The 25,856-nt window shown below is 58.0% G+C and carries 19 protein-coding genes and 1 riboswitch; of the genes, 17 read left to right on the forward strand and 2 right to left on the reverse strand.

The window, feature by feature from the left end:
• Positions 1–32 precede the first annotated feature (32 nt).
• From F560_RS0105820 to F560_RS0105855, 8 genes are all read left to right on the forward strand, one after another.
• Positions 33–959, forward strand: coding sequence for a carbohydrate ABC transporter permease (locus F560_RS0105820; protein ID WP_019004784.1), 927 nt, complete (start codon positions 33–35; stop codon positions 957–959).
• Position 960: 1 nt separating this feature from the next.
• Complete coding sequence (locus tag F560_RS0105825; protein WP_019004785.1) at positions 961–1,788, forward strand: carbohydrate ABC transporter permease; 828 nt, start codon at positions 961–963, stop codon at positions 1,786–1,788.
• 19 nt (positions 1,789–1,807) lie between these two features.
• Positions 1,808–2,899, forward strand: coding sequence for an NAD(P)-dependent alcohol dehydrogenase (locus F560_RS0105830; RefSeq protein WP_019004786.1), 1,092 nt, complete (start codon positions 1,808–1,810; stop codon positions 2,897–2,899).
• 59 nt (positions 2,900–2,958) lie between these two features.
• The gene (locus F560_RS0105835; protein WP_019004787.1) at positions 2,959–3,735 is read left to right on the forward strand and encodes an SDR family NAD(P)-dependent oxidoreductase; all 777 of its coding nucleotides are present in this window, start codon (positions 2,959–2,961) and stop codon (positions 3,733–3,735) included.
• A gap of 66 nt (positions 3,736–3,801) precedes the next feature.
• Positions 3,802–5,823, forward strand: coding sequence for a PTS transporter subunit EIIC (locus F560_RS0105840; RefSeq protein WP_019004788.1), 2,022 nt, complete (start codon positions 3,802–3,804; stop codon positions 5,821–5,823).
• Positions 5,820–6,761, forward strand: a complete 942-nt coding sequence (locus tag F560_RS0105845; RefSeq protein WP_019004789.1) for a sugar phosphate isomerase/epimerase family protein — start codon at positions 5,820–5,822, stop codon at positions 6,759–6,761. The genes F560_RS0105840 and F560_RS0105845 overlap by 4 nt, the downstream gene beginning before the upstream one ends.
• Positions 6,762–6,763: 2 nt before the next feature.
• Positions 6,764–7,333 carry a 6-phospho-3-hexuloisomerase gene (gene hxlB / locus F560_RS0105850; RefSeq protein WP_019004790.1) on the forward strand — a complete coding sequence of 190 codons (570 nt, stop codon included), beginning with the start codon at positions 6,764–6,766 and terminating at the stop codon, positions 7,331–7,333.
• A gap of 50 nt (positions 7,334–7,383) precedes the next feature.
• Entirely contained in the window at positions 7,384–9,495 is a 2,112-nt protein-coding gene (locus tag F560_RS0105855) for a BglG family transcription antiterminator (protein ID WP_019004791.1), read from the forward strand.
• Between the two features lie 37 nt (positions 9,496–9,532).
• On the opposite strand, the gene fni is transcribed toward F560_RS0105855, so the two are convergent.
• Entirely contained in the window at positions 9,533–10,612 is a 1,080-nt protein-coding gene (gene fni / locus F560_RS0105860; RefSeq protein ID WP_019004792.1) for a type 2 isopentenyl-diphosphate Delta-isomerase, read from the reverse strand.
• A 355-nt stretch (positions 10,613–10,967) separates the two neighbouring features.
• On the opposite strand from fni, the gene F560_RS0105865 reads away from it, so the two are divergent.
• Positions 10,968–11,678, forward strand: a complete 711-nt coding sequence (locus F560_RS0105865; RefSeq protein ID WP_019004793.1) for a hypothetical protein — start codon at positions 10,968–10,970, stop codon at positions 11,676–11,678.
• A gap of 1,246 nt (positions 11,679–12,924) precedes the next feature.
• Here the strand turns inward: F560_RS0105865 and F560_RS0105870 are convergent.
• Positions 12,925–13,476 (reverse strand): MerR family transcriptional regulator, encoded by a 552-nt coding sequence (locus F560_RS0105870; protein ID WP_169449891.1) that lies wholly within the window; start codon positions 13,474–13,476, stop codon positions 12,925–12,927.
• Positions 13,477–13,729: 253 nt separating this feature from the next.
• Between F560_RS0105870 and F560_RS0105875 the strand changes: the two genes are divergently transcribed.
• The 8 genes from F560_RS0105875 to F560_RS0105915 all read left to right on the forward strand — a co-directional run bounded on the left by F560_RS0105875 (position 13,730) and on the right by F560_RS0105915 (position 25,840).
• Positions 13,730–14,704 (forward strand): LacI family DNA-binding transcriptional regulator, encoded by a 975-nt coding sequence (locus tag F560_RS0105875; protein WP_019004795.1) that lies wholly within the window; start codon positions 13,730–13,732, stop codon positions 14,702–14,704.
• A gap of 200 nt (positions 14,705–14,904) precedes the next feature.
• Positions 14,905–16,212, forward strand: a complete 1,308-nt coding sequence (locus F560_RS0105880) for an ABC transporter substrate-binding protein (protein WP_019004796.1) — start codon at positions 14,905–14,907, stop codon at positions 16,210–16,212.
• Between the two features lie 116 nt (positions 16,213–16,328).
• The gene (locus F560_RS0105885; protein WP_019004797.1) at positions 16,329–17,210 is read left to right on the forward strand and encodes a carbohydrate ABC transporter permease; all 882 of its coding nucleotides are present in this window, start codon (positions 16,329–16,331) and stop codon (positions 17,208–17,210) included.
• Positions 17,210–18,037 carry a carbohydrate ABC transporter permease gene (locus F560_RS0105890; RefSeq protein WP_019004798.1) on the forward strand — a complete coding sequence of 276 codons (828 nt, stop codon included), beginning with the start codon at positions 17,210–17,212 and terminating at the stop codon, positions 18,035–18,037. Before F560_RS0105885 ends, F560_RS0105890 begins: the two co-directional genes overlap by 1 nt.
• 17 nt (positions 18,038–18,054) lie before the next feature.
• Positions 18,055–19,515, forward strand: coding sequence for a glycoside hydrolase family 32 protein (locus F560_RS0105895; RefSeq protein ID WP_019004799.1), 1,461 nt, complete (start codon positions 18,055–18,057; stop codon positions 19,513–19,515).
• Positions 19,516–19,696: 181 nt separating this feature from the next.
• Positions 19,697–22,735: an Ig-like domain-containing protein gene (locus F560_RS0105900; RefSeq protein ID WP_019004800.1), complete on the forward strand. Its 3,039-nt coding sequence runs from the start codon at positions 19,697–19,699 to the stop codon at positions 22,733–22,735.
• 1,071 nt (positions 22,736–23,806) lie between these two features.
• Positions 23,807–23,891: riboswitch (cyclic di-GMP riboswitch) on the forward strand.
• 223 nt (positions 23,892–24,114) lie between these two features.
• Positions 24,115–25,386, forward strand: coding sequence for a methyl-accepting chemotaxis protein (locus tag F560_RS0105910; protein WP_019004801.1), 1,272 nt, complete (start codon positions 24,115–24,117; stop codon positions 25,384–25,386).
• A gap of 16 nt (positions 25,387–25,402) precedes the next feature.
• Positions 25,403–25,840 (forward strand): GAF domain-containing protein, encoded by a 438-nt coding sequence (locus tag F560_RS0105915; RefSeq protein ID WP_019004802.1) that lies wholly within the window; start codon positions 25,403–25,405, stop codon positions 25,838–25,840.
• Positions 25,841–25,856: the final 16 nt, after the last annotated feature.

The raw sequence follows: 25,856 nt of genomic DNA on the forward strand, positions 1-25,856 counted from the left end.
CGAACGCCCGATGGGGAAAGGAGGCTGCCGATATGCCGCAATGGACGCGAACGATCGACCGGGCAAGCGCTGCGGCTGCGGCTGTTCGTCCGCACAAGCGGGCGAAATGGAACCGTACGGAGTTTTGGATGTTGCTGCCTTCCATGATCGTGCTGGCGCTCATCAGCATTTTTCCGTTTTTCTTTATGATTTACGCCAGCCTGATGGATTACAGTCTGTCCCTGGATGAGCCGGTGTTTGCCGGTTTGGACAATTGGCGCCGGATCTTGACGTCGGAAACCTTTTGGCATTCGTGGGGAAGAACGGCCGTCTTCGGCGTGTCCGGACTTGTGCTTCAACTTGCCGTCGGCGTGCTGGTGGCTTTGCTGATGTACTATATTCCGAAGGGACGCAACCTGATTTTGACGCTGTGGATGCTGCCGCTGTTCGTCGCGCCGGTGGTGGCGGGACTGCTGTGGAAGTATTTGCTGGACCCGACGTACGGACTGTACGACTGGGTGCTCAAGCAATTCGGCTTGAATACGCAAATTCTCGGGGATGTGTCTACGGCCATGCCCGCGATCATCCTCATGGATATATGGGAATGGACGCCGCTGATTACGCTGATCGTGTTGGCCGGACTGCAATCCGTGCCGACGGAGCCGCTGGAAGCCGCCGAAGTCGACGGGGCCAGCGGGTTGCAAAAAATCCGCTATATTTTGCTGCCGATGGTGCGGCGCATGATCGTGGTCAGCCTGCTGATCCGTTCCATGGACATTTTGCGCTATGTCGATACCATTACGATTACGACCGAGGGCGGCCCGGCCGATTCGACGAAGACGATCGGCTACTATCTGATGCAGGTGGCGTTCCGCTTCCAGGACATGGGAACCGCTGCCGCGCTCGGACTGACGATGCTGGTCGTCACCATCATCATGGGCAATTTCTTCGTGAAAATCATGAAGAAAGGAGAGGACTAACGTGGCGCTCAAGCGAAAAACACTGTATACCGCTCTCTACATTCTCATGCTTGCGGCCATGGTTTGGGCCCTCATGCCGATCGTGTGGATGGTGCTGTCATCGGTCAAAACGCAGGTCAACATGTTCTCGATGCCGCCCAAATTTTTCTTTACGCCGACCTTTATTACGTACCGGGAGATGTTCGGGGAAGGCGGCAACTTCGGGGAGTTTCTCAGCAACAGCGTCATCGTGTCGCTGGCGACGACTGTATTGTCCGTCGTGCTGGGGCTGATGGGAGGCTTTGCGCTGGCCCGCGGCAATTTCAAACGCGAGAACAACATCTCGTCGTGGATTATCAGCACCCGGATGGCGCCGATTCCGGCCGTTATTTTGCCGCTGTATCTGATGTTTGCCAAGGCGGGGCTGATCGGCACGACGGTCGGGTTGATTTTCGCCTATACGACGTTCAACTTGCCGTTTGCGCTCTGGATGATGGCGACCTTCTTCAAGGATGTGCCGGTCGATCTGGAGGAAGCCGCCATGATCGACGGCTGCAGCAAATTCGAAGCGTTCCGCCGCATTGCCGTTCCCACCGCGGCGCCCGGCATTGTCGCGACGGCGATTCTGTGCCTGATGTTCTCGTGGAACGACTTCGCGTTTGCGTCGGTGTTCTCCGGACGGGGCACGCAAACGGTTCCCGTGGCGGCCTCGCTGCTCATTTCGCAGCACGGCATCCAATGGGGCCAGGCCATGGCGACGGGGACGATCATCATTATGCCGATGGTCATCTGCGGCTTGGCGGTGCGGAAGTATCTGGTCCGCGGTTTGTCGATGGGAGCGGTCAAATAATTCGCAAGGAGGAATTGGCATGTCCAGCAATACTTATGCGCAAGCGTTGCCCGATTTGCCGGACGTCATCCGGGCGGCCGTGCTGACGCGGCCGATGCAGGTGGAGATTCGGGAGGTTCCGATGCCCAAGCTGCGTCCCGACGAAGTGCTGGTCAAGGTGATGGCGGTCGGCGTTTGCGGCTCCGATGTGCATTATTACGAGCACGGCCGGATCGGGCCTTACGTGGTGAAGAAGCCGCTCATCCTCGGACACGAATGCTCGGGCATCGTCGCCGCCGTCGGTTCGGAAGCGACGCGGTTCAAGCTCGGCGACCGCGTGGCGATCGAACCGGGCGTCACGTGCGGCAAGTGCGACGCCTGCAAGGCGGGACGCTACAACCTGTGCCCGCACGTGCAGTTTTTGGCGACGCCGCCGGTGGACGGCGCATTCGTCCAATATATCGCGATGCGGGAGGACTTCCTGTTCCCGATTCCGGATTCGCTTTCCTTCGAGGAAGCGGCGATGAACGAGCCGTTCTCGGTCGGCATTCACGCGGCGAAGCGGGCCGGTCTGCAGCCCGGTTCCACCGTGGCGATCATGGGCATGGGCCCGGTCGGCCTGATGGCGGTCGTGGCGGCCAAAGCGTTCGGCGCCGCCAACATCATCGTCACCGACCTGGAGCCGATCCGGCTGGAAGCGGCGCTTCGCCTGGGCGCGGCGCATGCGATCAACATCCGAGAGGAAGATCCGCTGGAAGCGATCAAGCGGCTGACCGGCGGCGTCGGCGTGGATTACGCGTTTGAAACGGCGGGCAATCCGAAGGCGCTGCAGACCGCGCTCTTGTCGCTCCGGCGCGGCGGCAAGCTGACCATCGTCGGACTGCCGCAGCAGGACGGCATCGAGCTGAACGTGCCGTTTATCGCGGACAACGAGGTGGATATTTACGGCGTGTTCCGTTACGCCAACACGTATCCGCAGGGCATCGCCTTTCTGTCTTCGGGCATTGCCGACGTGCCCTCGCTGATTACCGACCGCTACCCGCTGGAGCAGGCGGGCGAAGCGCTGGAGAGGGCCAGAACGAACAAGAGCGGCAGCCTGAAAGTGATGGTGTACCCGAACGGGCAGCCCTGATATCGTAAGCGATCCGGCTTTTTCCCGGTCGATCCCTACTGGTGAAGGAGGAATGCAAGATGAACGTAATGGAGCAGTTTCGGCTGGACGGCCGCGTGACCATCGTGACCGGCGCCGGCATGGGGCTTGGCCGGGCGATGGCGCTTGCGCTGGCGCAGGCGGGATCGCATATCGTCATCGCCGACATTCGGGCGGATGAGGCGCAGGAAGCGGCGAACGAAATCCGCTCCTGCGGCGTCGAAGCGATCGTCGTGCAGACGGACGTGACGGACGAAGCGCAGGTCGAGGCGCTGATCCGGCAAGTCGAGGAACAATACGGCCGCCTGGACGTGCTGGTCAACAATGCGGGGATCGTGCACAAGGATCGTGCGGAGGAATTGCCGTACGAAACGTGGAACCGCGTGATGAACGTCAATCTGAACAGCGTGTTTCTGATGTCGAAGGCGGCGGGGAAGGTCATGATCCGGCAAGGCAAAGGCTCGATCATCAACATCTCGTCCATGTCGGGCCTGATCGTCAATACGCCGCAGCCGCAGGCGGCCTACAATGTCTCCAAGGCGGGGGTCATTATGCTGACCAAGAGCCTGGCATCCGAATGGGCGCCGCACGGCGTGCGCGTCAACACGATTGCGCCCGGCTACATGAAGACGAAGCTGACGGAACCGTATTTCGCCGCCGGAGGCGAGATGATCGACAAGTGGCTGGCTATGACCCCGATGGGCCGGCCGGGCGTTCCGCACGAGCTGGGCGGCATTGCGGTCTACCTTGCTTCGGACGCTTCCTCCTTCGCCACGGGCGGCGTGTTCACGATTGACGGGGGCTATACGATTTGGTAGCGCAATGCCTGGCGGGAACGCCAGCAATCCGCAATTTTGCCAACTATTTTGAAGTCGGGTGACACCATGTACAAGCTCGGCCGATTGCTTAGTGCGATTGTCTCCCAGAATATTTCCGTATTGATCGTCGTGGGCATCTTCCGCGCCTTGTTTGGCGTGTACGGATGGTTCCCCGACGATCGTCTTCATCTTCTGGTCTGGCCGCTGCTCAATTGGTTTGTGCCGGTTTTGTTCGCGTATACCGGCGGACAGCTGATCGGCGGCAAACGGGGCGGCGTGGTGGCCGCGACGGTCATCTTCGGCATGTCGCTGGCCAGTTCGGTGACGATGATTTTCGTCGCGCTCGTGCTGGGACCGGCCATCGGCTGGCTGGTGAACCGGATCGACCGGGCGATGGAAAACCGGCTGCCGGCGGGGTTTGAGCTGTTGATGTCCAATTTCGTTCATGCCGCGATCGCCACGGCATTGGCGGCCGTTTCGTTTATTTATGTCGGCCAGAGCCTGTCGAGCCTGATCCGGGACCTCAACGAATGGCTCATTCATGCGGCCAACTCCGGCTGGCTTCCGGTGTCCGCGTTCGTGATCGAAACGGCCAAGGTGATGTTTCTGAACAATGTGGTCAATTACGGCATTATGGGACCGCTCGGCATTTCGCAAATCCACGATTTGAGCAAGTCGATTTTTTTCTTGCTGGAAGCCAATCCCGGACCGGCGATCGGCATGCTGCTGGCGTACTGGCTGAAATCGACCGGCGAGCGGCAAAAAAGCGCCCGGACCGCTTTGACCATCCATGCGTTGGGCGGCATTCAGGAGGTTTATTTCCCGTATGTGCTGATGAGGCCCGTTCTGATTGTTCCGCTCATTGTCGGAAGCATGGCCGGCATCGCCGTCTTTCAATATATGGATGCGGGGCTTGCCGCTATCGCTTCGCCGTCCAGCCTGTTTTTGATTGCCGCGCTTTCGCCGCGGGACGATCTGATTCCGATTATGGTCGGCATTGCGGTTTCGGCGGCGGCTTCGTTTGCGGCGGCGTACATGCTGGTGAATGCGAAATCGGAAATGCCCCACGAGGTGATGGACAACCGTGAAGCCAACGTCATTCAGCGTCTGCAGCACGTTCGGCAGTGGGACGATCTCAAGGCCGCGCCCCGTCCCGTATGGCGTCTCCGGTTAAGGCCGGGCCGGGACCGGCCAAGCCCGATCTCCGGCGGCGATGCGGCGAAAGCGGCGGCTAAAAGCGAGGATCGGCCGCCATCCGGTGAGACCGATGCCGGGAAGCCGCAATCGCCGGCCGTCGTCCAAGCCTCCCGCCCGATCCGCATGATTTGCTTTGCCTGCGATGGGGGGCTGGGCTCGAGCGCGATGGGGGCGGCGATGCTGCGCAAGAAGCTGAAGGCCGAAGGCATGGACGAGACGGTCAAGGTCGTTCACGCCTCGCTGGACCATATCCCGAAGGCGGCCGATCTGGTGATCACGCATCGCTACTTGCTCGGCCGTGCCGTTGCCGCGGCGCCCGGCCGCGAGTATTTGGCGATGGATTCGTTTACGGATTCGTCGTTCCACGAGTCCATTCTCGACCGTCTGCATCAGCAGCAGACGTACGCCGTCCCGGAGGAGCGCGTCTATCTGGTCTGCGAAGCCGTTTCGTTGGCCGATGCGGCAAGACAAGCCGTCGCGCGGCTGGTCCGGCAAGGTCTCGCGTCCGAGGCCGCGCTGGACCGTTCGTCCGCCGGACGAATCCGGACGGAGCGGCTTCAGCAGGGAATCGCGCTGGCGATTGTAAGCGATTGCGGAACGGGAGCCGGAGCGAAGGGAGAAGCCGTTGTGCTGCAATTTCCGGAAGGCGTATCCGGCCCCGAAGGCAGGCTGTATGTGATGGTCGGCATCGCCGGCTCCGATCTGCCTTTCCGCAAATGGTTGGCTTCGAGAACCGAGACGGCGGGGCTGCGCGGCTTGGGCGCCATCCAGGCGCTGCGGACGGCCCGCAGCCCGAAGGAGCTGCTGGATGCGGTCCGAAGCGCCGGCGCCGCTGCCGCCGCCGGTCAGGGCGGACATTTTGCAATTCCCAATATAGGAGGCCCGGAATGAACATTCGACTCGGCATCAGCACCAACTTTGCCATCAAGCGATGGGCCGATCCCGAAGATTGGGTTCGGATGGTCGCGAAAGACCTGGGTCTTGAACAGATACAATTTTCGTTCGACCAGTTCGATCCCCGGAGCCGGCAGGACATTATGGCCGCCTATGCTTACCGGGTGCGCAACGCTTGCGAAAAGTACGGCGCCCGAATTCACTCCACCTTTACGGGACTGTCGATTTATCCGCACAATCTGCTGTATCATCCGTTAGCCGAAGGGCGGGAGGATGCCGTAGACTGGTTCGTCAAGGCGTTCGCCATGACCCGGGAGCTGGGCGCGGACGCGATCGGCGGACCGTACGGCGGAATGGACCTGGCGACGTTTCGGGACCCGGAACGGAGAGAGGAGATTGAGGCGTTGGCCGAGGAAGTGCTGGTGCGCTTGCTTTGGCTGGCGGAGGACTACGGCATCAAGACGTTTTATTGGGAGCAGACGCCGATTTTGCGGGAAGGTCCTGTCGGAATCGATTCGACACGCCGTCATCTGGAGCGCATCAACCGGTTGAGAGGCGGGAAGGGAGCGGAGTTTGCGCTTTGCCTGGACGTCGGTCACGCCATTAGCCCGGACGCCGGAGCGGAAGACCGCGATCCTTACCGCTGGCTGGAGTCGCTTGCTCCACAAGCGCCGATCATTCATTTGCAGCAAACCGACGGGCGGTACGACCGGCATTGGCCCTTCACGGCCGGGAGCAAAAGCCGCGGCATCATCGATGCGGACAAGGTGCTGCGCGCGATCCGAACATCCGGAGCGGCGGACACGCTGCTGCTGATCGAGGTCGGCCATCCGTTCGAGGAGCAGGACGATCGCGTATGGCAGGACGTAGCGGAGAGCGTCGAATACTGGCGCGAGGCGCTGAAGAACATCACATCGAACGAAGGAGCGCGATAAGGTTGGACCGAAAGTTCGATTGGCACGGTACAAGCCGAATCATGCTGGAGGAATTGTCCCGAAGCCTGACGGCGGTCAGGGAGCATGAGCTGGATGCGCTGACAAGCGAAATCGTCGGGGCGAAGCGGATATTTGTCTACGGCCTGGGACGGGAGCGGGCGATGCTGCTTGCTTTTGCCATGCGGCTGATGCATCTTGGGCTGCAGGTTCATATCGTGGGAGACGTCACCACCCCGGCGATCGGACCGGGAGACTTGTGGATCACCAGCTCCGGAACGGGCAGGCTCGCCACGGTGGAAGCGCTGATGGGCATCGTCAAGCCGGCCGGCGCGCGCGTCGTCTTTTTCACCGCTTTTCCCGAAGCGCCATTGCCCCGCCAGGCGGACGTCGTCGTCCGCATTCCGGCGCAGACGATGCGGGAAGGAGCGGAGCACGTCCGTTCCGTGCAGCCGATGGGATCGCTTTTCGAACAGACGCAGCTTCTGCTTTTCGATTTGTGCGTGATCCGCCTTATCGACCTGCTTCAACCGGCGGCCGATGAAATGGAGAAGCGGCATACCAACCTGGAATAAGGTCCGAACTTCTTGATTCCAAGCCAACTTTGGGGACGTGATGCATAAGCGTGGAAAAGAAAACGGGAATCAAACTGAATTCCAGGCAACGGGATATTCTTCGCTTTTTTCTTGAAAGCGACGAGTACAGAACATTGGCTGAGCTGGCAAGGCATCTGAACGTCAGCGTGCGGACGCTGCAGCGCGAATTGAACGAACTGGAGCCGGTGGCGGAGCAATGGGGGGTGCGTTTTCTCAAAAAATCCGGCGTCGGACTGATGCTGGAGGGCGAACCGGAGCGGAAGGACGAGCTTGCGGCGGAGCTGGCCCGGTACCCGGCATACAAAATCTACAGTCCCGAAGAGCGCCAATTGATCATGAAGCAAATGATTTTGTCGTGCAAAGAGCCGACCAAGCTGTATGCGTTCAGCCGCAGGCTGAACGTAACCGAATCGACGGTCAGCTGCGACCTGAACCGGATCGAGCCCTGGCTCGGCAAGTACGGCATTCGCCTTGAGCGCAAGCCCGGCTTGGGCATCTATATCGAAGGGAACGAGAAGCAGATACGCGCGGCGATGGCGGATTTGCTTTACGAAACGGTCACGCACGAGCAGCTGATGGAACTGCTGCACCTGCAGTCCGGCAACAGGAGGGAGAATCTGGAGCTTTCGATCCGCAATCGGCTGCTGAACTTCATCGATCCGCAATGGCTGTTTCAAATCGAGCAGGTGATCCAGGTTTCCCAACGGAAATGGGAATACAACATGGCCGGCAGCGCGTATGTCGGCTTTGTCGTTCATCTGGCGCTGGCGCTGCAGCGGATTCAGAAAAACGAGGAAATCGTCATCGAGCGCGACATTTTGCAGCGGCTGCGCGGGACGCCCGAATTCGAGCTGGCCGCGGAGCTGGCTGCCGACCTTTCCGATAAGCTGAACGTGACCATTCCGGAAAGCGAAATCGGCTATATTACGATGCATCTGCTTGGCGCCCGCTCGATCCATATGTTCCCGGAGAAAAGATCCCACTCCAACGTCGCGGCGTACGTCAGCCGCATGATTGCGATCGTGGAGCGGGAACTGAAGCTGAATCTGGAAAGCGATCTGTCGCTCATTGAAAACTTGACCGCCCATCTCGCTTCCGCCGTTCAGCGGATCGAACTGGGAATGGCGATCCGCAATCCGCTGCTCGAGCACGTCAAACAGGAGTATCCCGACATTTTCGAAGCGACGCGCGCCGCGTCGCGTTATCTTGAACAGCAGCTGGGCGTTCCCGTGCCGGAAGAGGAAATCGGGTACTTGGCCATGCATTTTGGCACCGCGGTATTGCGCAAGCGCGAGAAAGGGATCGAACGCCGGAGAGTGCTTTTGGTCTGCGCAAGCGGAATCGGCGCTTCTCGTCTGCTGTCGACGCAATTGGAGCGGAAATTGCCGCAAATCCACATTATGGACACGATCTCGCTGTTCCATCTGGAAGAATGGCTGCGCACCCATCCGCCGGTCGATTTGATTATCTCCACGCTGTCCGTTCAGGTGGACGATGTCCGCGTCGCCGTCGTCAATCCGTTCCTGTCGGACGAGGACATCGAGCTGATCAAGCGGCAGCTCGATTTGATTCCTTCGCAGGACCATTTGCTCGCGGAGGAGCAGATCGACATCGACGGGACGGTTTCCAAAGTCGAGAACTTCGGCAAAGCGCTCCGCTGCCTGCTGCATGCCGTTTCGGTCACGGAAGAGCCGGCTCCCCGAAACAAGCGCGAGCTGATCGCCCGCGTGATCGAATACGTCAGCGAGCATTACGCGGTGGGCGATGCCGACAAGCTGCTGCGGGATTTGAACCAGCGCGAGGAATACGGGCCGGTCATGGTGGAAAAGGACAAAGTGGCCCTGCTGCATTGCCGCAGCGAAGGCATCGAAGAAATGTGCGTTTGCGTGGTCAGGCTCGGCGCGGACGTGAACTGGGCGACGGGCGGACAGCAGGTGCCGATTCGCACGGTCGTGACCGTGATGGGGCCGCTGCGCGTACCCGAAGAATACTACGAACTGGTCAGCGAAATTACGTTTGCCCTGATCGAAGAGGAATTTATCGCGCTACTGAACGAAGGAACGCCTGAACAGATTAAGGAGGGCATCCGGCTGATTTTCAAAAAAGGCTATTTGAAGCTGGCCGGCGACATTTTGCGGTGACGCGGTTGCAACGAGGTCAACGGGGGAGGGTCCGCCATTACGCTTGAATCCGGATCAAGCGGTCCGTTCCGCGCAGCTCGCCGAGCGAGGCGGAGCCGATGCCGAACATGGCGGCGCGCAGCTCGCGCTCAAGGCGCTCGGCCAGAGCGAGCAGCGCTTCCTCTGAAATGACGGCGGATCGGAGCAGCGACCGGCCGAACCCGGCGAGATGGGCGCCCAATGCCAGGCATTTCGCGGCATCGACGCCGCCCGTCAGGCCGCCGCTGGCGATCAGAACGGCGTCGGGACGGCGTTCCTTGACTTCCCGCAGGCAATCGGCCGTCGGAATGCCCCAATCGGCGAAAGCTTCCGCGGCGGCGCGCCCGACCGGGTCGGAAGACCGGAGCTTCTCCACCTGGCTCCAGGAGGTGCCGCCGGCGCCCGCGACATCGACGAAGGCGACCCCGGCTTCCAGAAGGCGGTCGGCGGTGTCGGCCCCGATTCCCCAGCCGACTTCCTTGACGCCGACCGGGACGGGCATGCGCGCGCAAAGTTCGCGAATCCGTTTCAGCAGCCCCCGGAAGTTCGTATTTCCCTCCGGCTGAAACACCTCCTGCAGGCTGTTCAGATGAAGCACCAGCGCATCCGCCCCGATCCGTTCGACCGCCCGCATGCACGCTTCGGCGCCGAAGCCGTAATTCAATTGAACCGCGCCCAGATTCGCCAGAATGGGAATATCCGGCGCGTATGCGCGGACCTGAAAGCTCCCGATCAGCTCGGGATGTTCGATCGCGGCGCGCATGGAGCCTACCCCCAACGCCCAGCCGCGCTGCTGCGCCATCACCGCCAGATTGCGGTTGATGTCAAGCGCCGCTCCCGAGCCGCCGGTCATCGAGCTGACGAGAAAAGGGACCTTGAGCTTGCGCCCCAGAAAGACCGTGTCCGTGCGGATCTCGGCATAATCGATCTCCGGCAGCGCCTGGTGGCGGAAGCGGTAACGTTCCAGTCCGGTCGTAAGCCGGCTTTCGACCCGCTCGTTCAGGCAAATGTCGAGATGCTGGCTTTTCCTGCGTTCGGTCAGGCGCTTGGCGTCCGCTTCGCTATGGTCTTTGCGCGGCAATTCCTGCATATCGCTCATGGCTGGGCACCTCGCTGTTGCCGGAATGGAAGAAGTCGTGTATCATTTTCGCAGCTTTGTATACCAGCATTTCAACCTGGTTCCCATTCTAAACGTATGCGGATATCGTTCCGCCCGCCGAGCTTGCGGGAGAGCGCGGGGGTCCCGTCCGTCAGTTTTGCCGGAGATCGGGCGTTACGTCCGCCGAGTTTGCCGGAGAGCGAAGTAGCGTCCGCCGCGCTTGTGGAGGTGCGAGCGTTTCGTTCGCCAAGCTTGGCTAAAGTGCGCGCGTTCCACATGCAAAGTAAGACGCAGACCGGGCGGGCGGATAAGCCGTACGCGGACCGGGTTGCGCTATTGCCGAGGGGATGGACTCATGCCGGCCGATGTGATAACCATAAGCGATCTGTGTCGCAACGTTTTGAAATTGAAGGATGCGCGGCTGCCGCCGGAGTATTATTACCGCAGCTTGCCCCTCTGCGCGATCGACGCCGTGTTTTCGATCGGGGTGAAGTACGAAGGCGTGCGCAATGCCGTCAGGCGGTATGCGGAAGCATTCGGACTGGACATTTATAGACCAACCGAGGCTTACCCCGAACGCGGCGACCAGCAGTCCGTCGAAGATTTTCTGCGGAAGGCGGACGCGCTCGGCACCGGGTATTTGGCGGAATCCGTATTCAGGAACAGGCAGCGCACTTCCACGAGGAACGGCATTTTGAAGGCGGAAGCGGTGTATCGTTTTTGCCAGGTTCTCCGGCGGCACGGCGTGAATGTCTTCCAGGACCTGCCGCCGGCGCTGTCGAATTCCGCGTTGGAGGAAGCCATCCGGGAAATTCCCGGCCAACGCAGCGGCATTTCCTTTATTTACTTCTGCATGCTGGCCGGCGAGGAACAAGGGATCAAGCCCGATCGCATGGTGATCCGGTTTCTCGAACAGGCGCTCGGCCGCACCGTCAAAACCGGCGAAGCCCAACAACTGTTGACCGCCGTTTCCGAAACGCTGCGGGCCGGATATCCGCATTTGACGCCGAGACTGTTGGATTATGAGATCTGGAGCTATACGCGAAGCCAAGGGAAGAAAAGGTAATCCGGGCATTGGCATACGAACATTGGCGGTTATCGGAACGCCTCCTGTACTCGCCGCAGACCAGGGAGATGGCGGAGCCGGCAAATCTTTTATTTGCGTGCGCGGGAAAACGAAGAGGGCTCTTCTCACGAAAGCCCTCTTTTTTGTATGGCTGACCCATTCGCATCCCTTATCTGTGTTCCGTTAGTTTGATGGGTTATGCCCGGGATGGCTTCTGAACCGTCTTCGTTGGGCCCCTTCCGGAAACAGACGGGAACTCCGCACGTTGAAGCCGGTTTGCAACGGGAGTTCTGTTCGGAGGGGGCCGCCCCAGGCGCTTGGGTTACGTGCGGCGGTGTACACCTGCCAAAAAGTCCGTCCAGTACGCTACATTGCCACCGTCCGCGGCGCTCAGTCGCCATGTAGTCCGTCCAGTACGCTACATTGCCACCGTCCGCGGCGCTCCGCCGCCATGTAGTCCGTCCAGTACGCTACATTGCCTCCGTCTGCGGCGCTCCTCCGCCATGTAGTCCGTCCAGTACGCTACATCGCCCCCAGCCGCGGTGCTCCTCCGCCATGTAGTCCGTCCAGTACGCTACATTGCCTCCGTCTGCGGTGCTCCTCCGCCATGTAGTCCGTCCAGTACCTCTAATGGCCTGAGCGGCTACATTGGATTTTGTGCAGGATACGAGCTCCTTTTGCCCCTTTCCGGAACGTATGTTGGATTTTCTACAATGAAACGGCCCGAGAGCCTTGCGGATTCGGCTTCTGCGGGCCAAAAGACTGGATCTATCCAACATAGACCGGCTTCCGGCGCGTGAATGGTGAATTGGGTTGGATTTTTCCAATATAGACGCATAGCCGCGGTTGCTCATAGACTGCTGCAACTCATCGGCTATGGTTACTCTTCAGCTACGAATGCTCATCAGCTACGGATGCTCATCAGCTACGGATGCTCATCGGCTACGGTGGCTGTATGGTTACGGTTGCGATAAATGGCCGAAGTTGCGGTATGGCCACAGTTGAGATTATAGCCGGAGTTTCGTTTATAGCCACGGTGACTATAGCAGCCGCGGTTGCGATTCACGAACGAACAGCCGCTGCGTCATCCTGGGCAACTTCGGTCACTGCCGGCTTGCCGTTTTCGATTTTCTTTTCGGGTACAACGCGATGCTTGGGCAAGTGCATCATTAGGGCTCATCACAAGCGCGAAAGAGCGTTTGGAAATCCTTGTTCGTTAATGGTCAGTCGTCATATTATTTCGTATTCAAAACAACCAAAAAACTCTCCGCTTGGGCGCTCGGGCCGGACGCTTCTCATGGGCGCGGGGAGCGGGAGGCGCTTGCCGGGGGACCGGTTCCGCATCCAGGCCGGCAGCGGTCTGCCGCATCGATTCGACCGCAGCGGCGACCTGTCGGATCATCTGGCGCAACTCTTCAAGCTCCAGCCGGTGCTGATAGATTTGGGCGGTCACGACTTCGTCGGCCTTCTGGTCCACTTTCCGTTCCAATTGCTGCAGGCGCAGCAGAAGCGATTCCGGCGAGCCATCGGAGTCGCGGTTCTCGCCGGACCAGAGGCTCTCGCCGGGCGGAACCGGCGCGGGCTCAACGTGCCGGCCGGGCAGTTTGACGCTCTCGATCGGCAAGCCGCTCCGGACATCTTCTTTGATTTTTTCAAGCCACTCCATCTCTTTCTCGGTAAACATATAGTGTCCCAGCCGATCCTTCGGAAACGCATCCGGAAAATGCGAGACCCAGCGCTTGAGCGTCGTTTGGCTTACGCCCAGCCTTTCGGCAGCTTCTCTGGTTCCCAAACTCACGATCATCACTCCTCGACCGGATTTTTTTATACGTATTCGCTATCCATTTTGCTATCCCTGTAAGGGCGACAAAGGTACTTAGCGTTCGGCAAAAGAAGTGTTCCTTCGTTGCGGAGCGGCCAGACTGGCGAACGGCCCCGAAATCCGCCCGAAGCTCCGGGGGTGCGATCGGCTTTAGGGAAAAGTTGATCGGGCGGTTGCTTTTGCACTATCATACGTTATATGAACGATGTCTGGGGAGTTAAGGGAATCTATGGCAACCATAAACGATGTAGCCGAGCGGGCGGGCGTTTCGGTCACGACAGTATCGAGGGTTTTGAACAATCGAGGCTATATTAGCGAGAAAATGAGACAACGGGTTTACCGGGCGATGGAAGAGCTGAACTATCAGCCGAACGAAATCGCCCGGTCTTTGCTGCGCAAGCAGTCCAATCTCATCGGTCTGATCATCCCGAACGTCGCGCATCCGTTTTTCGGCGAATTTGCCAGTTCGGTCGAGTATTACGCTTACCAGAACGGCTGCAAGCTCCTCCTTTGCAATTCGCAGCTCGATCCGGTCAAGGAACGGGATTATATCGAAATGATGCGGCGACACCGGGTGGACGGCATCATTATGGGCAGCCACACGCTGGAAGTCGAAGAATACCGCAACCTGAACTATCCGATAGTGACCTTGGACCGGAAAATCGACGATTTGCCGTATGTTGCCTCAGACAACGAGCGCGGAGGCGAACTGGCCGCGCAGCTTCTGATTAGCAAGGGCTGTCGCAAGATCGCGCATATTTGCGGCAATCTGAAGCTGGAGATGCTGTCCAATCGGCGAACGATCGGATTCGAGCGCGTTGCGCGCCAGCATAACGTTGAGTTTATGACCATACAGACCAACATGGATGTGTTCGATCAACAGGAGTATGACCGCATCATATCCCGACTGATGGCCGAGTTTCCCGATATAGACGGCGTATTTGCCACAAGCGACATTATCGCCGCCTTCGTGATCAAATGGTGCCGCAAGTTCGGAAAACAAGTGCCGGGGCAAATCCGAATCGTCGGTTACGACGATGTAAACGCCGCTACGTGGATCAACCCGGGCATTACAACGATCCGTCAGCCGATTCGGGAGATGGGACGGCTGGCCGTGGAACTGATTCGCAGGCAAATGGACGGAGAAACGATTGAAAAAGAACATCTTCTTCCGGTTGAGCTGGTTGAGCGGGAGACGACATAACGAAAGTGAACGATAAAAGCAAAATGGGGCTCTTTTAAGGTCAAGCCAATGACCGAAGAGCCCCTGTTTCATTTGCGACGCAATTCTTTAACGCCTCCTTTTCGATATGTCAAACCATTGACATGTCAAACGTTTGACATATATAATAAAAGTCGCTGAAAGCGATTTCTTATATTTTCACAAATGGGGGATTGTCATCCATGCAGAAGAAAGCAAGTTTGTTGTGTCTCCTGATGGCCTTTAGTTTGCTTATCGCCGCTTGCGGCAGCGGAAATCGGACCGAATCGACCGATGCATCGTCTTCCGGAAGCGAGCAGACGGTGAAAATAACGCTGCTCAATTCGAAATCCGAAGTGCAGGAGCAGTTGGAGGAAGCGGTCAACGTTTTCCACCATGATCACCCGAATATCGAGATCGAAATTTTGACGACGGGCAACGGCCAGTCGCCTTTCGAGAAGGCTTCCCAGCTTTACGCGGCAGGCAATCCGGCTACCATCTCAATGCTGGACCCGGCCGACGTCGAGCAGTTCAAGGACCGCATTCTCGATCTTTCCGGCGAGAAATGGGTAGCCGATGCGATCGACAACAGCACGACCGTCGTTGACGGCAAGGTGCTCGATTTCCCGTTTGCGGTGGAAGGATTCGGATTCATTTATAACAAGCGAGTGCTAGACGAAGCCGTAGGCGGCAGCTTCGACCCCGCTTCGATCCAAACAAGAGACGGCCTGAAAAATCTGTTTATGCAAATTGAAGCCGCAGGCAAACAAGCATTGCATATATCGCCGCTTGATTGGTCGCTCGGCGCGCATTTTCTGAACTTCCTGTACGCGGACCAGTCGCAAGATTATGCCCAGGTCGAAACCTTTATCGAGAAGTTAAGAACAGGGAACGCGGATGTTGCGGGCAATGCGGTGTTTAACGGACTTATGGATACGTTCGATCTGATGAAAGAGCATAACAGCGACAAAAAGTCGCCGCTGACCGCGACATACGACAAAGGGCCGGAGCTGATCGGCAACGGCGAGGTCGGATTGTGGTTTATGGGCAACTGGGCTTGGCCGAATATTCAGGCGTTCGATCCGGAAGGCGAATACGGCTTCCTCCCGGTACCGATCAGCAACAATGCAAGCGATTACGGCAATACCCAAATCGCAACGGCCGTCACCAAGCGTCTTGTCGTCGACAAAGAGCGAAGCACGCCGGATCAACAGGCAGCCGCGAAGCAATTTCTCGAATGGCTCGTTTATGAGAGCAACGGCCAGGATTTTCTCGTAAACAAGGCAAGCATCATCCCTGCGTTCAAAAACATTGCGCTGGAGCCGCGGGATCCGCTGTCGAAGTCGATTAAGGATTACATGAACCGGGGCAAAACGGTGGTCGGCATGACGTCGCTGCCTTCCGATCACTGGAGCGTGCTGGGGGCCAGCATGCAGAAGTACTTGGCCAATGTGATCGACCGCGCGGGTCTGGCCAAAGAAATCGAAGATTACTGGAAAAACGTGAAGTAAAACGCCATCCAAGCGCCGGCAAAGACAAATCCGAAAGAGCAGTGCGGATCAGCCGCGAAGCGGGTGTTGTCCGTTGCTGCTCTCGTTATATTTAAGAGGAGGAGAGAAATTTTCCAATGATAGCGGAAAAAGGAAAGCTGGCGAGGCTTCGTTCCCGTCTGATTTTTACCGGGCCTACGCTGTTTATTTTTTTCACCGTCATGATCGTCCCGTTTTTTTACGGCATTTACTTGACGTTTACAGACTGGGACGGGATTTCGACCCGCTATTCGTTCGTCCGGTTCGACAACTACGCGACCGTCATGCGGGACGGCGTCTTCTGGAAATCGTTTATTCTCACGTTGAAATACGTTGCCGTTTCGGTTGTTCTGATCAATGTCGTCGCTTTTTTTCTGGCTTACGCGCTGACAAGGAGAAAAAGAAGCAATCTGTACCGGACGGGTTTTTTTCTTCCTAACCTGGTCGGAGGCATTATTCTCGGGCTTATTTGGCAATTCGTTTTCAATTATGTCGTCGTGAACATCGGTCGTGAGCTGGGAATTCCGCTTCTTGCGCATTCGTGGCTCGCCGATCCGGCCCAGGCGATGTGGGCCCTCGTTGCCGTGACGGTCTGGCAATATGCCGGTTACATGATGGTCATCTATATTGCGGGGCTGATGAATGTGCCAAGCGATGTGCTGGAAGCCGCATCAATCGACGGAGCGACCGGGTGGAGACAACTGCGCAGCATTGTGCTGCCGCTGATGATCCCGTCGTTTAGCGTCTGCGTTTTTTTGTCCCTGCAACGAGGATTTTTGGCCTACGATCTGAACCTCTCGTTGACACAAGGCGGACCGTTCAAAAGCACCGAACTCGTTTCGATGGTCATTTACAATAAAGCCTTTTTGTCCCGCGAATACGGCGTCGGACAGGCGGAAGCCTTCGTGCTGTTCCTGATCGTCGCCGCGATTACGCTGCTTCAGGTTTATTTTAGTAAAAAAATGGAGGTGGAAGCGTAATGGCAATGGCCAAAACCGCACTGCAACGGCTTAAAACGGCGGCGCTCATCGTCTTGTTGCTGTTTTTCGTCGCCCCGTTTTTTGTCGTTTTGCTCAACGCCTTCAAGGAGAACAAAGCGATCACCTCCGCGCCTTTTTCGCTGCCTACGGTTTGGAGCCTGACGAACTTTGAAACAGCCTTTACCAAAATGAACTATTTCCACGCTTTTTCGAATTCGCTGACCGTGACCGCAGGAAGCGTGCTGCTCATTGCGCTGCTTGCTTCCATGACCGCCCATTATTTTGTCCGCAACAATTCGCGCATGAACCGAATCCTGTTTTATACGATGGTCGCCGCGATGATCATTCCGTTTCAGGCGATCATGATTCCATTGGTCAAAATCTACGGTTCCCTCGGTATGATGAACAGCAAGGCGGCGCTGATTTATCTTTATATCGGCTTTGGCAGCCCGCTGGCGGTATTCATCTATCACGGATTCGTCAAAAGCATTCCAGCCGAGCTGGAGGAAGCCGCGCTGATCGACGGCTGCACGCGGATACAGACGTTCTTCAGAATCGTTTTTCCGGTTCTGGCGCCGACTACGGTAACGATCGGGATTCTGAACGTATTGTGGATTTGGAACGACTTTCTGCTGCCTTCCCTCGTGCTGATTGAAAGCGTGGAGAGAACGCTGCCGCTTTCGACCTTCTATTTCTACGGCACATATTCGGCCGATTACGGACCGCTGATGGCAGCCTTGCTGCTGACCATCACGCCGGTGATCATCGTGTATCTGTTTGCGCAGAAATTTATCATTCAAGGCGTCATGCAAGGTTCAATAAAATAACGGACAAGGTGGAGACGATGACTTATACGCCAGCCAAAGCGGATCAATTTATTCGGGAAAACAAGCATCTTCTTCGGTCGGAATACCGGCTGAACTATCACCTTATGAGCGAGTTCGGCTGGATGAACGATCCGAACGGATTCATCCAATATAAAGGCGAGTATCATTTGTTTTACCAGCACTACCCTTATCGACCGGAGTGGGGCCCGATGCACTGGGGACACGCGGTCAGCCGGGATTTGATCAAGTGGAATTATCTTCCGGTCGCCCTGGCTCCCGATAAGCCGTTCGATCGCGACGGATGCTTCTCGGGCAGCGCAATCGAGAAGGACGGCACGCTATATCTGATGTACACCGGACATATCGTGACCGGGCCGGACCCCAAAAACGACTACTACCAAATTCAGAATCTCGCGGTGTCCGAGGATGGCGTTCGTTTCCGTAAAGTGGACGACAATCCCGTAATCGGCTTGTCGCATATTCCGCCGGGAGCAAGCCGGAAAGATTTTCGCGATCCGAAAGTGTTTCGGCGGGACGGCCGGTATTATGCCGTTCTCGGATCGAACGACGGTCAGGGCAACGGCCAAATTCTGCTGTACCGCTCCGAGGATCTGATCCGATGGGCATTCGTGTGCGTCATGGCCAAAAGCGATGGAAACATGGGCGACAATTGGGAATGTCCTGATTTCTTCGAACTGGACGGTCTTGATGTGCTGATGTTTTCTCCGCAGCGGATGCCTCCGCAGGGACGCGATTATCGGAATTTGCATTCCACGGTCTACATGTGGGGACGATGGAATGCGGTTGACGAGACGTTCCAGGCCGAAGGGTACGCACCTATGGATCAGGGCTTTGATTTCTATGCGCCGCAGACCACGCTGGACGATCAGGGGCGCCGCATCGTCGTTGCCTGGATGGACACCTGGGAAACGGAGATCCCGACCCAGAACGGCCATTACTGGGCTGGGGCGTTAACTCTGCCTCGCGAGATGGTGCGGAAAGAGGGCAAAGTGCTGTTCAAACCGGTGCAGGAAATCGAGCGCTACCGCGGGGAGCTCTTTCAAATTCGCGACTTAATCCTCGACGGGGAGACGGAGCTTGCCGCCGGAGGAGACAGCTACGAGCTGGAGGCGGTGTTCGAGGCGAGGGATGCCGAACGCTTCGGACTCAAGCTGCGGGTCGGCGAAAACGAACAGACCGTGCTGTCCTATTCGACCGGCGACGGGGTGTTCTGCCTTGACCGGAATCTCTCGGGAATCGGGCCGAAGGGCGTCCGGGAAACGGAAGTTCCGCTATGCGACGGGAAGCTGCTTCTGCGGGCCTTCGTCGATCGGTCTTCGGTGGAAGTGTTCCTGCAGGACGGTGAAAAAGTGATGACCGCGCGCATTTATCCGGGGGAACGGTCGCTCGGAATAAGAGCGTTCGCCGAAGGCCGTTGCTCGTTGGCGAGTTTGAAAAAATGGGATCTTCGAATCTAGTCGGTCTCCGGTTTTCGTCTATCGCTCTGTATAGTACGGTTTAACCTGCATAAGATGGCTTTCGCTTCATGAAAGTCATCTTTTTTAACATTTATTTTACAAAAACCTATCACTTCGTTGGTTAATCAATGATAGAATAGGGATGAAATGGAAAATCTATCAAAGGATGAGGAGGAAGATGATGAACACGTTTGGGAGATGGATAGACCGCTGGTTAAAAGTCGCGATCGCGCTGACCATCTTGTTGCCGGCATACGTTGGATTTACCGGCGATCTTCAATCGGCGCAGGCGGAAGGCCCCGAAGATCCGGCTCCTTACATCGAGGCGCGGGTCGTCAACGAAAATGCGGGCAAAAAGGTGCTGTTCGACAATACGCACGCGCAGACGGCCGGAGCGGCCGACTGGGTGATCGACGGCGGGTTTTCGGATTTTGCGAATGCGCTGGCGGACAACGGCTATTATGTGAAGGAACTGCGTAAATCTACTTCTCTGACATATGACGATTTGAAAGATTACGACGTGTTTGTCGTGGCGGAACCGAACATTCCGTTCAAGCAAAGCGAGCAGGCTGCGATGCTGCAGTACGTCGAGGCGGGCGGCAGCATCTTCTTCATCGGCGACCATTACAACGCGGACCGCAACAAGAACCGGTGGGACGGTTCGGAAGCGATCAACGGCTACCGGCGCGGAGCCTGGAACGATCCGGCGAAGGGCATGAGTGCGGAAGAGGCGGCATCGGGAGCGATGCAGGGCGTCGTCAGCTCCGACTGGCTTGCGGACCACTTCGGCGTACGCTTCCGGTACAACGCGCTGGGCGATATAACGGCGAACGGCATCGTCGAGCCGAGCCAGGCGTTCGGCATTACCGAGGGCGTATCCGCGGTGGCGATGCATGCCGGTTCGACCCTGGCGATCATCGATCCGGCCAAAGCCAAAGGCATCGTCTATTTGCCCGAGACCGACGAAGCCTGGCCGAACGCCGTCGACCAGGGCGTGTACAACGGCGGAGGCGAGGACGAGGGACCGTATGTGGCGATATCCAAAGTCGGCGCCGGCAAGGCGGCGTTTATCGGCGATTCGTCGCCGGTCGAAGATGCCACGCCGAAGTATTTGCGCGAAGAGACGGGCGCGACCAAGACGACATACGACGGATTCAAAGAGCAGGACGACGGGAAGCTGCTCGTCAATTTGATCGATTGGCTGGCCGAACAGGAAAACTATACCCGTCTCGATCAGGTGCCGGGGCTTGCGCTTGACGAACCGACGGGGCTGCTTGCGTTCGAGGAGCCGGAGCTGTCGACCGAGCCGCAGCCCGAACCGTGGTCGGCGCCGGCGGCCGGCTACAAATGGTGGGACCGGACGACGTTCAAGCCGGGGTCCTATGGCGGCCCTGCGGTCGGTGCCCAGCCGACGTACGGCTTTGTGCACCAGGCGCAGCTGCCGAACGCGGAGGAGTTCCAAATCCGCGTTGTATTCGGTAACCTGCCGCCGAATACGACGGTTTCCGGCTTCAGCACGGGCATTTACCTGACGGGCGGAACCCAGGTGGCGCAGTTCCGGAATGCGGACGGAAGCTGGCCGGCCGCCTACGGCTACAGTGCGGCGTACAGCGTGACGTCCGACAGCAGCGGTTTTGCATACAAGGATTTGACCGTCCGCATCAAACCGGGCACAAGCGGCTCGGCCAACCTCCGCTTAAGACAGAACGGCACCAACCTGCTGACGCAAACCGTTCAAATCGCGAACGTCCCCGCCGAGCCGCTGCCGGAACCGGAGAGCCCGGAGCCCGAGCTCGTTTCCATTGCAGAGGCCCGGGTCAAGCCGGAAGGAACGGAAGTGACGGTCGAAGGCGTCATTACGACGGAACCCGGGGCGTTCGGCGGACAAGCCTTTTACCTCCAGGACGGTACGGCCGGCATTTACGTGTTTCAAAGCCAACCCGGTTTTCATCCGGGCGACAAGGTGAAAATTACGGCCTCGCTTGCTCTTTACAACACGGAGCTTGAACTGGCCAACCCGTCCGCCATCGAGAAAACGGGCACCGCGCCGCTGCCGGACGCCGTGCCGGTCGAGGCCGTCAGCGACGCGAATCAGGGGCGACTGGTCGAATTGCCAAACGCGACGATTCAAAACATCGTCAGCGCAAGCCCGTCCGGCTCCTTCGAATTCGATGCGGTCGCAGGTTCCGTGGCGAATCATGTCCGCGTGGACGTGCGGACGGGGCTAAGCCTGAGCGCGTTTCCTTATAAAGAAGGCGACGTTGTGACGGTGAAGGGCGTGTCCGCCATTTACCGGGGGATCTATCAGCTCAAGCCGAGAGGGCTGAGCGATTTCACTTTGATTCCGCCCGGCCCTTCGCTCGATCAAGTCTCGCTGACCGCCGACTCTACCTTGCTCCGGGTCGGTGAAACGACTTCCTCCGTAATCGAGGGAGTGCTTAGCGACGGTTCGCCGGCCGATTTGAGACATTCGGCGGTTGCCTATGAGAGCGATGGCGGCGCGGTGACGGTCGATGCGCAAGGACGGATTACGGCTATGCAGGAGGGGGACGCCCGGGTCACCGCCGTCGTCACGCTGAACGGCCGTTCGGTCGCCTCCAATGCCGTTGCGATTACGGTAGCCGCTCCGCTCGCGAGCGGTACGCCCGGCAAACCGGCGCTGTCCGACGACAACGGAGACGACACGGGCCTGAAGGACGGCGATTACACGATTGCGATGAACATGTGGTGGGGCAACAACGCCACCGTCTACCAATTGTACGAGAACGGCGCGTTGGTCGACGAACAAAGGCTGACGGACGCCTCTCCCGCCGCACAAACCGTCAGGACGCGGATATCCGGCAAGCCGAACGGCACGTACACGTACACTTGCGAGCTGATCAACGCGTTCGGAAAAACGCCCTGCGGACCGCATGTCGTGACCGTAACGGACGCCGCGCCCGGCAAGCCCGTTTTGTCGCAGGACAACTGGGACGGCGACGGCGCTTATAACGTGCAGATGAATCTGTGGTGGGGAACGAACGGCTCCGAGTACCGGCTGTACGAGAACGGGCGGCTGGTGGATGTCAAGCCGCTGAGCGCGGCGACGCCAGGCGCGCAAAGCGCCGTAACCCCGCTGGCGGGCCGCGCGCCCGGGTCGTACGAATACCGGGGGGAACTGATCAACGCCGCCGGCGCAACGTCGAGCGAGACCATTACCGTTACGGTAACGAAGCTTTGAACCAACGCTCGCGGCAGTCCTGACCGCCCCCGCATGGGCGGCCAGGACGCCCGAGTGATCTGTACGTCTGACGGTTCTGGACACCGACTGCTCCGAACACCCGATTGTTCCGGATGCCCGACGGTTCCGCCGACTGGTCTCGGTAGGTTTATTGGCCTCATCACTCGATTGGCCTTATCACTCGATTGGCCTTATCACTCGACTGGTCTCCGTCTATTGGTTTCAGACGTCCCGATTGGTCTCGAATGCCCGATCTGCTTCTACCGGCCGGTTTTCCCCGGCCAACCGCAAGCGCTGCTTCGCGCCTTTTTTTGCGCTTGATGGCCCTTGAATGAGAGCGAGAAGTGCATCCGGTGCGTTTCGGTGCGTCCGAAGGAATTGTAAGCGATGCCGGACAACCGGCAAACGCGATGCATGCGGAGCCTTGTGCGGGCCTGACGGCTAAGGGAGAACCTGCTTTGGACCGTAGTTCCTTTATTATTCGAAAAAACGGCCAAAATCCGGACGACGCGGACACAGGAGCCGCTATTCCGTCTCAAAGGGCGTCATTTGGCATGTTTTGACCGAATTAACGGATCTGCTGTCCTAAAGGAAGGCGAGATCAAGCGACAAAGGGCAAATAGCGGATATCCTGTCCGATCCCGTTGCAAGTCCCGTTGCAAGTCCCGTTGCAAGTCCCGTTGGAAGCTCAGTCGTAAGTCATGGTAAGGTCCCGCCTGGTGATTTTGTCAAAGGTTTTGGCGATCAAAATGGTTTCCAAAACAAACTCGCCAAGTCGAGAATCGCCAAAAGTTCTCACCAAGGACGAGAATCGCCAAAGGTGCACCGCCAAGTGCGAGAATTGCCAAAGGCGCCGCCGACAGCAAAGTCTCGAAATAAGAAAATTAAACATAATATAGCATTTAATGCAATCCCAATTTTTCAATTAACTGCGCTTACATAGAATTCCTCAAAAAATAATTCGATAAAATACAAAAAAACTTTGTGAAATCGTCCAAATTTATATCAAAATTCTGGGCAATTATCCGATATAATGAGTGAACAGGAAGTTAAAGAAATCATAAATTCAATAAGATGAAAAGGCAAACCTGTCGAAAGACAGGGACGCAAAGCCACGGGTCTAAGGTATATCTACTATGATCGCCGGGCTGCCAAACTTATGATTTTTGTGTCTTCATCCATGGCAGCAGGGGCTTTCTTAGGTAGAAAGTCCCTTTTTTGTTTGTCCTTGTGAAGACGATTCCTGCAACCTGGGCAAAGCCGCGGAAAGAAGGTGATGGATGTTCGCGTGAGTGCGGCCGGATCGAGCGAACGCGTTACGCGTGCCCGGGCGGAAAGTCGTTGGTGAGCTGAATACGTATTGCTGGAGGAGAAAGGCTTTGAATTTGCGGCAATTGAAGAACAGCGTAGTCGGAAAATGGACACTGGCGATGACGGGAATCCTAGCGGTTTTTTTCGTCGCGTTTGGCATCGTGCTGTATTTTACGGCCTCGTCGGTCATCAAGGTCGATATGGACGCATCGTACATAAAAGATCTTAAGGCCAGAGTGGCCTGGCTGAGCGCAGGATTCACCGTATTGTTCTTGCTGCTGGGGGCGGCCGGCTCTTACGTTGCCGTACGCCGGGCGCTGGGCTCGTCCGGAAGGCTTGCTGCACTGCAGCCGGAGGCCGGCGGCGACGGGGCTTCGAGTTCTTCGCTCGAGGCGAATGGACAGCTGCGCGAGGTGCTGGGCCGGATTGGGGAGCTGTCGGACAACGTGGCGTCCACCTCGCAATCCCTGGCCGGCAATACGGAGTTTTGCACGGACATGGTCGTCGGCATCTCGGAATCGATTCAGCAGATCGCCGCGGGCAACGAGTCGATCGCCGACAGCGCGCGGTCGAACATGTTCATGCTGGAAGAGGTCAGCAAAGGGATGGAGCATATCGCGGAATCGTCCCAGGCGCTGGCGAACGAGACCGCGGAAGTGGCCCAGAAGGCGAATGACGGCTTTGGGCTGATCGAGCAGGCTGTCGCGCAGATGAAAAACATCACCGACGCGGCGCATGCCTCGTCGGCCGCAGTCGAACAGACGGACCAACGCACCGAGGAGATCGACCGGGTCACGGTCATCATGGGGGAAATCGCAAGCCAGATCAATCTCCTGTCGCTCAACGCGGCGATCGAAGCGGCTCGCGCCGGCGAATACGGACGGGGGTTCGCCGTCGTGGCGGACGAAATCCGCAAGCTGGCCGACCAGTCTTCGAACTCGGCCAAGGAAATCGCGCGGATGGTCGAGCATATTCGCGCCGGTTCGCGGGAATCGCGCAAAGCCATGAGCCAGGTTCTGGTCGAGGTGCAATCGGGCGCCGAAATCGTCGCCGTCGCCGGACAATCGTTCCGCGAAATCGTGCAATTGACGGAAAACGTGTCTTACAAAGTGCAGGAAGTATCCGGCGTGACGCAGGAGGTCAGCGCCAGCGCCGAGCAAATTCTCGGCTCCATGCGGGAGACGGTGAGCATTACGGAAATGGCGCTCGCCGGAGCGAAGGAGATCGCGGCTTGCTCGGAGGAGCAGCTGACGGCGATGGAAGAATCGCTCCAGTCCGCGCGGCAGTTGCAGGAGCAGGCGAAGCAGTTGAAGCGCGAAATCGATTCGTGCGCCGATTGACGAAGGAGGGACCGCGATGGATTTGGAACAGCTTCGCGAACTGTTCGGGCGGCTTGAGAAGTTGACCGGCGTGCGGGATATTGCCTACCACCGGATCGAGGGGGGCCGTCTGAATCCCGTGCTCAAGACCCACACCGACATCCTGGGCGTCGAAAAGTGGAAAAGCGTCCATGCGCAAAATCCGGTCTATATCGAGCGCGACCGGTTGCTTCGCGAGCTCGTCCGCGACCCGCGGCCGATCACCGTGCAGGATGTGAAAAACGATCCCCGGTCGGCGGAGGAGTTTTTTCTGTTCGGCATTGACAGCATCCTGATCCTGCCGGTGACGGAGAACGCGGCGGTTAAGGGAATTGTGGTTGTGGCTTCCATTGGGCAGCTTCATGAATTTACCGATGAGGAAGTGCGCGAAGCGCAGCGGCTGGTTGAAGGATACAGAGAAATATTCCGGGCTTAACGGAGAGGAGAGAGAG

The organism is Cohnella laeviribosi DSM 21336 (assembly GCF_000378425.1).
In the GTDB taxonomy this organism is placed as follows: Bacteria; Bacillota; Bacilli; order Paenibacillales; family Paenibacillaceae; genus Cohnella; species Cohnella laeviribosi.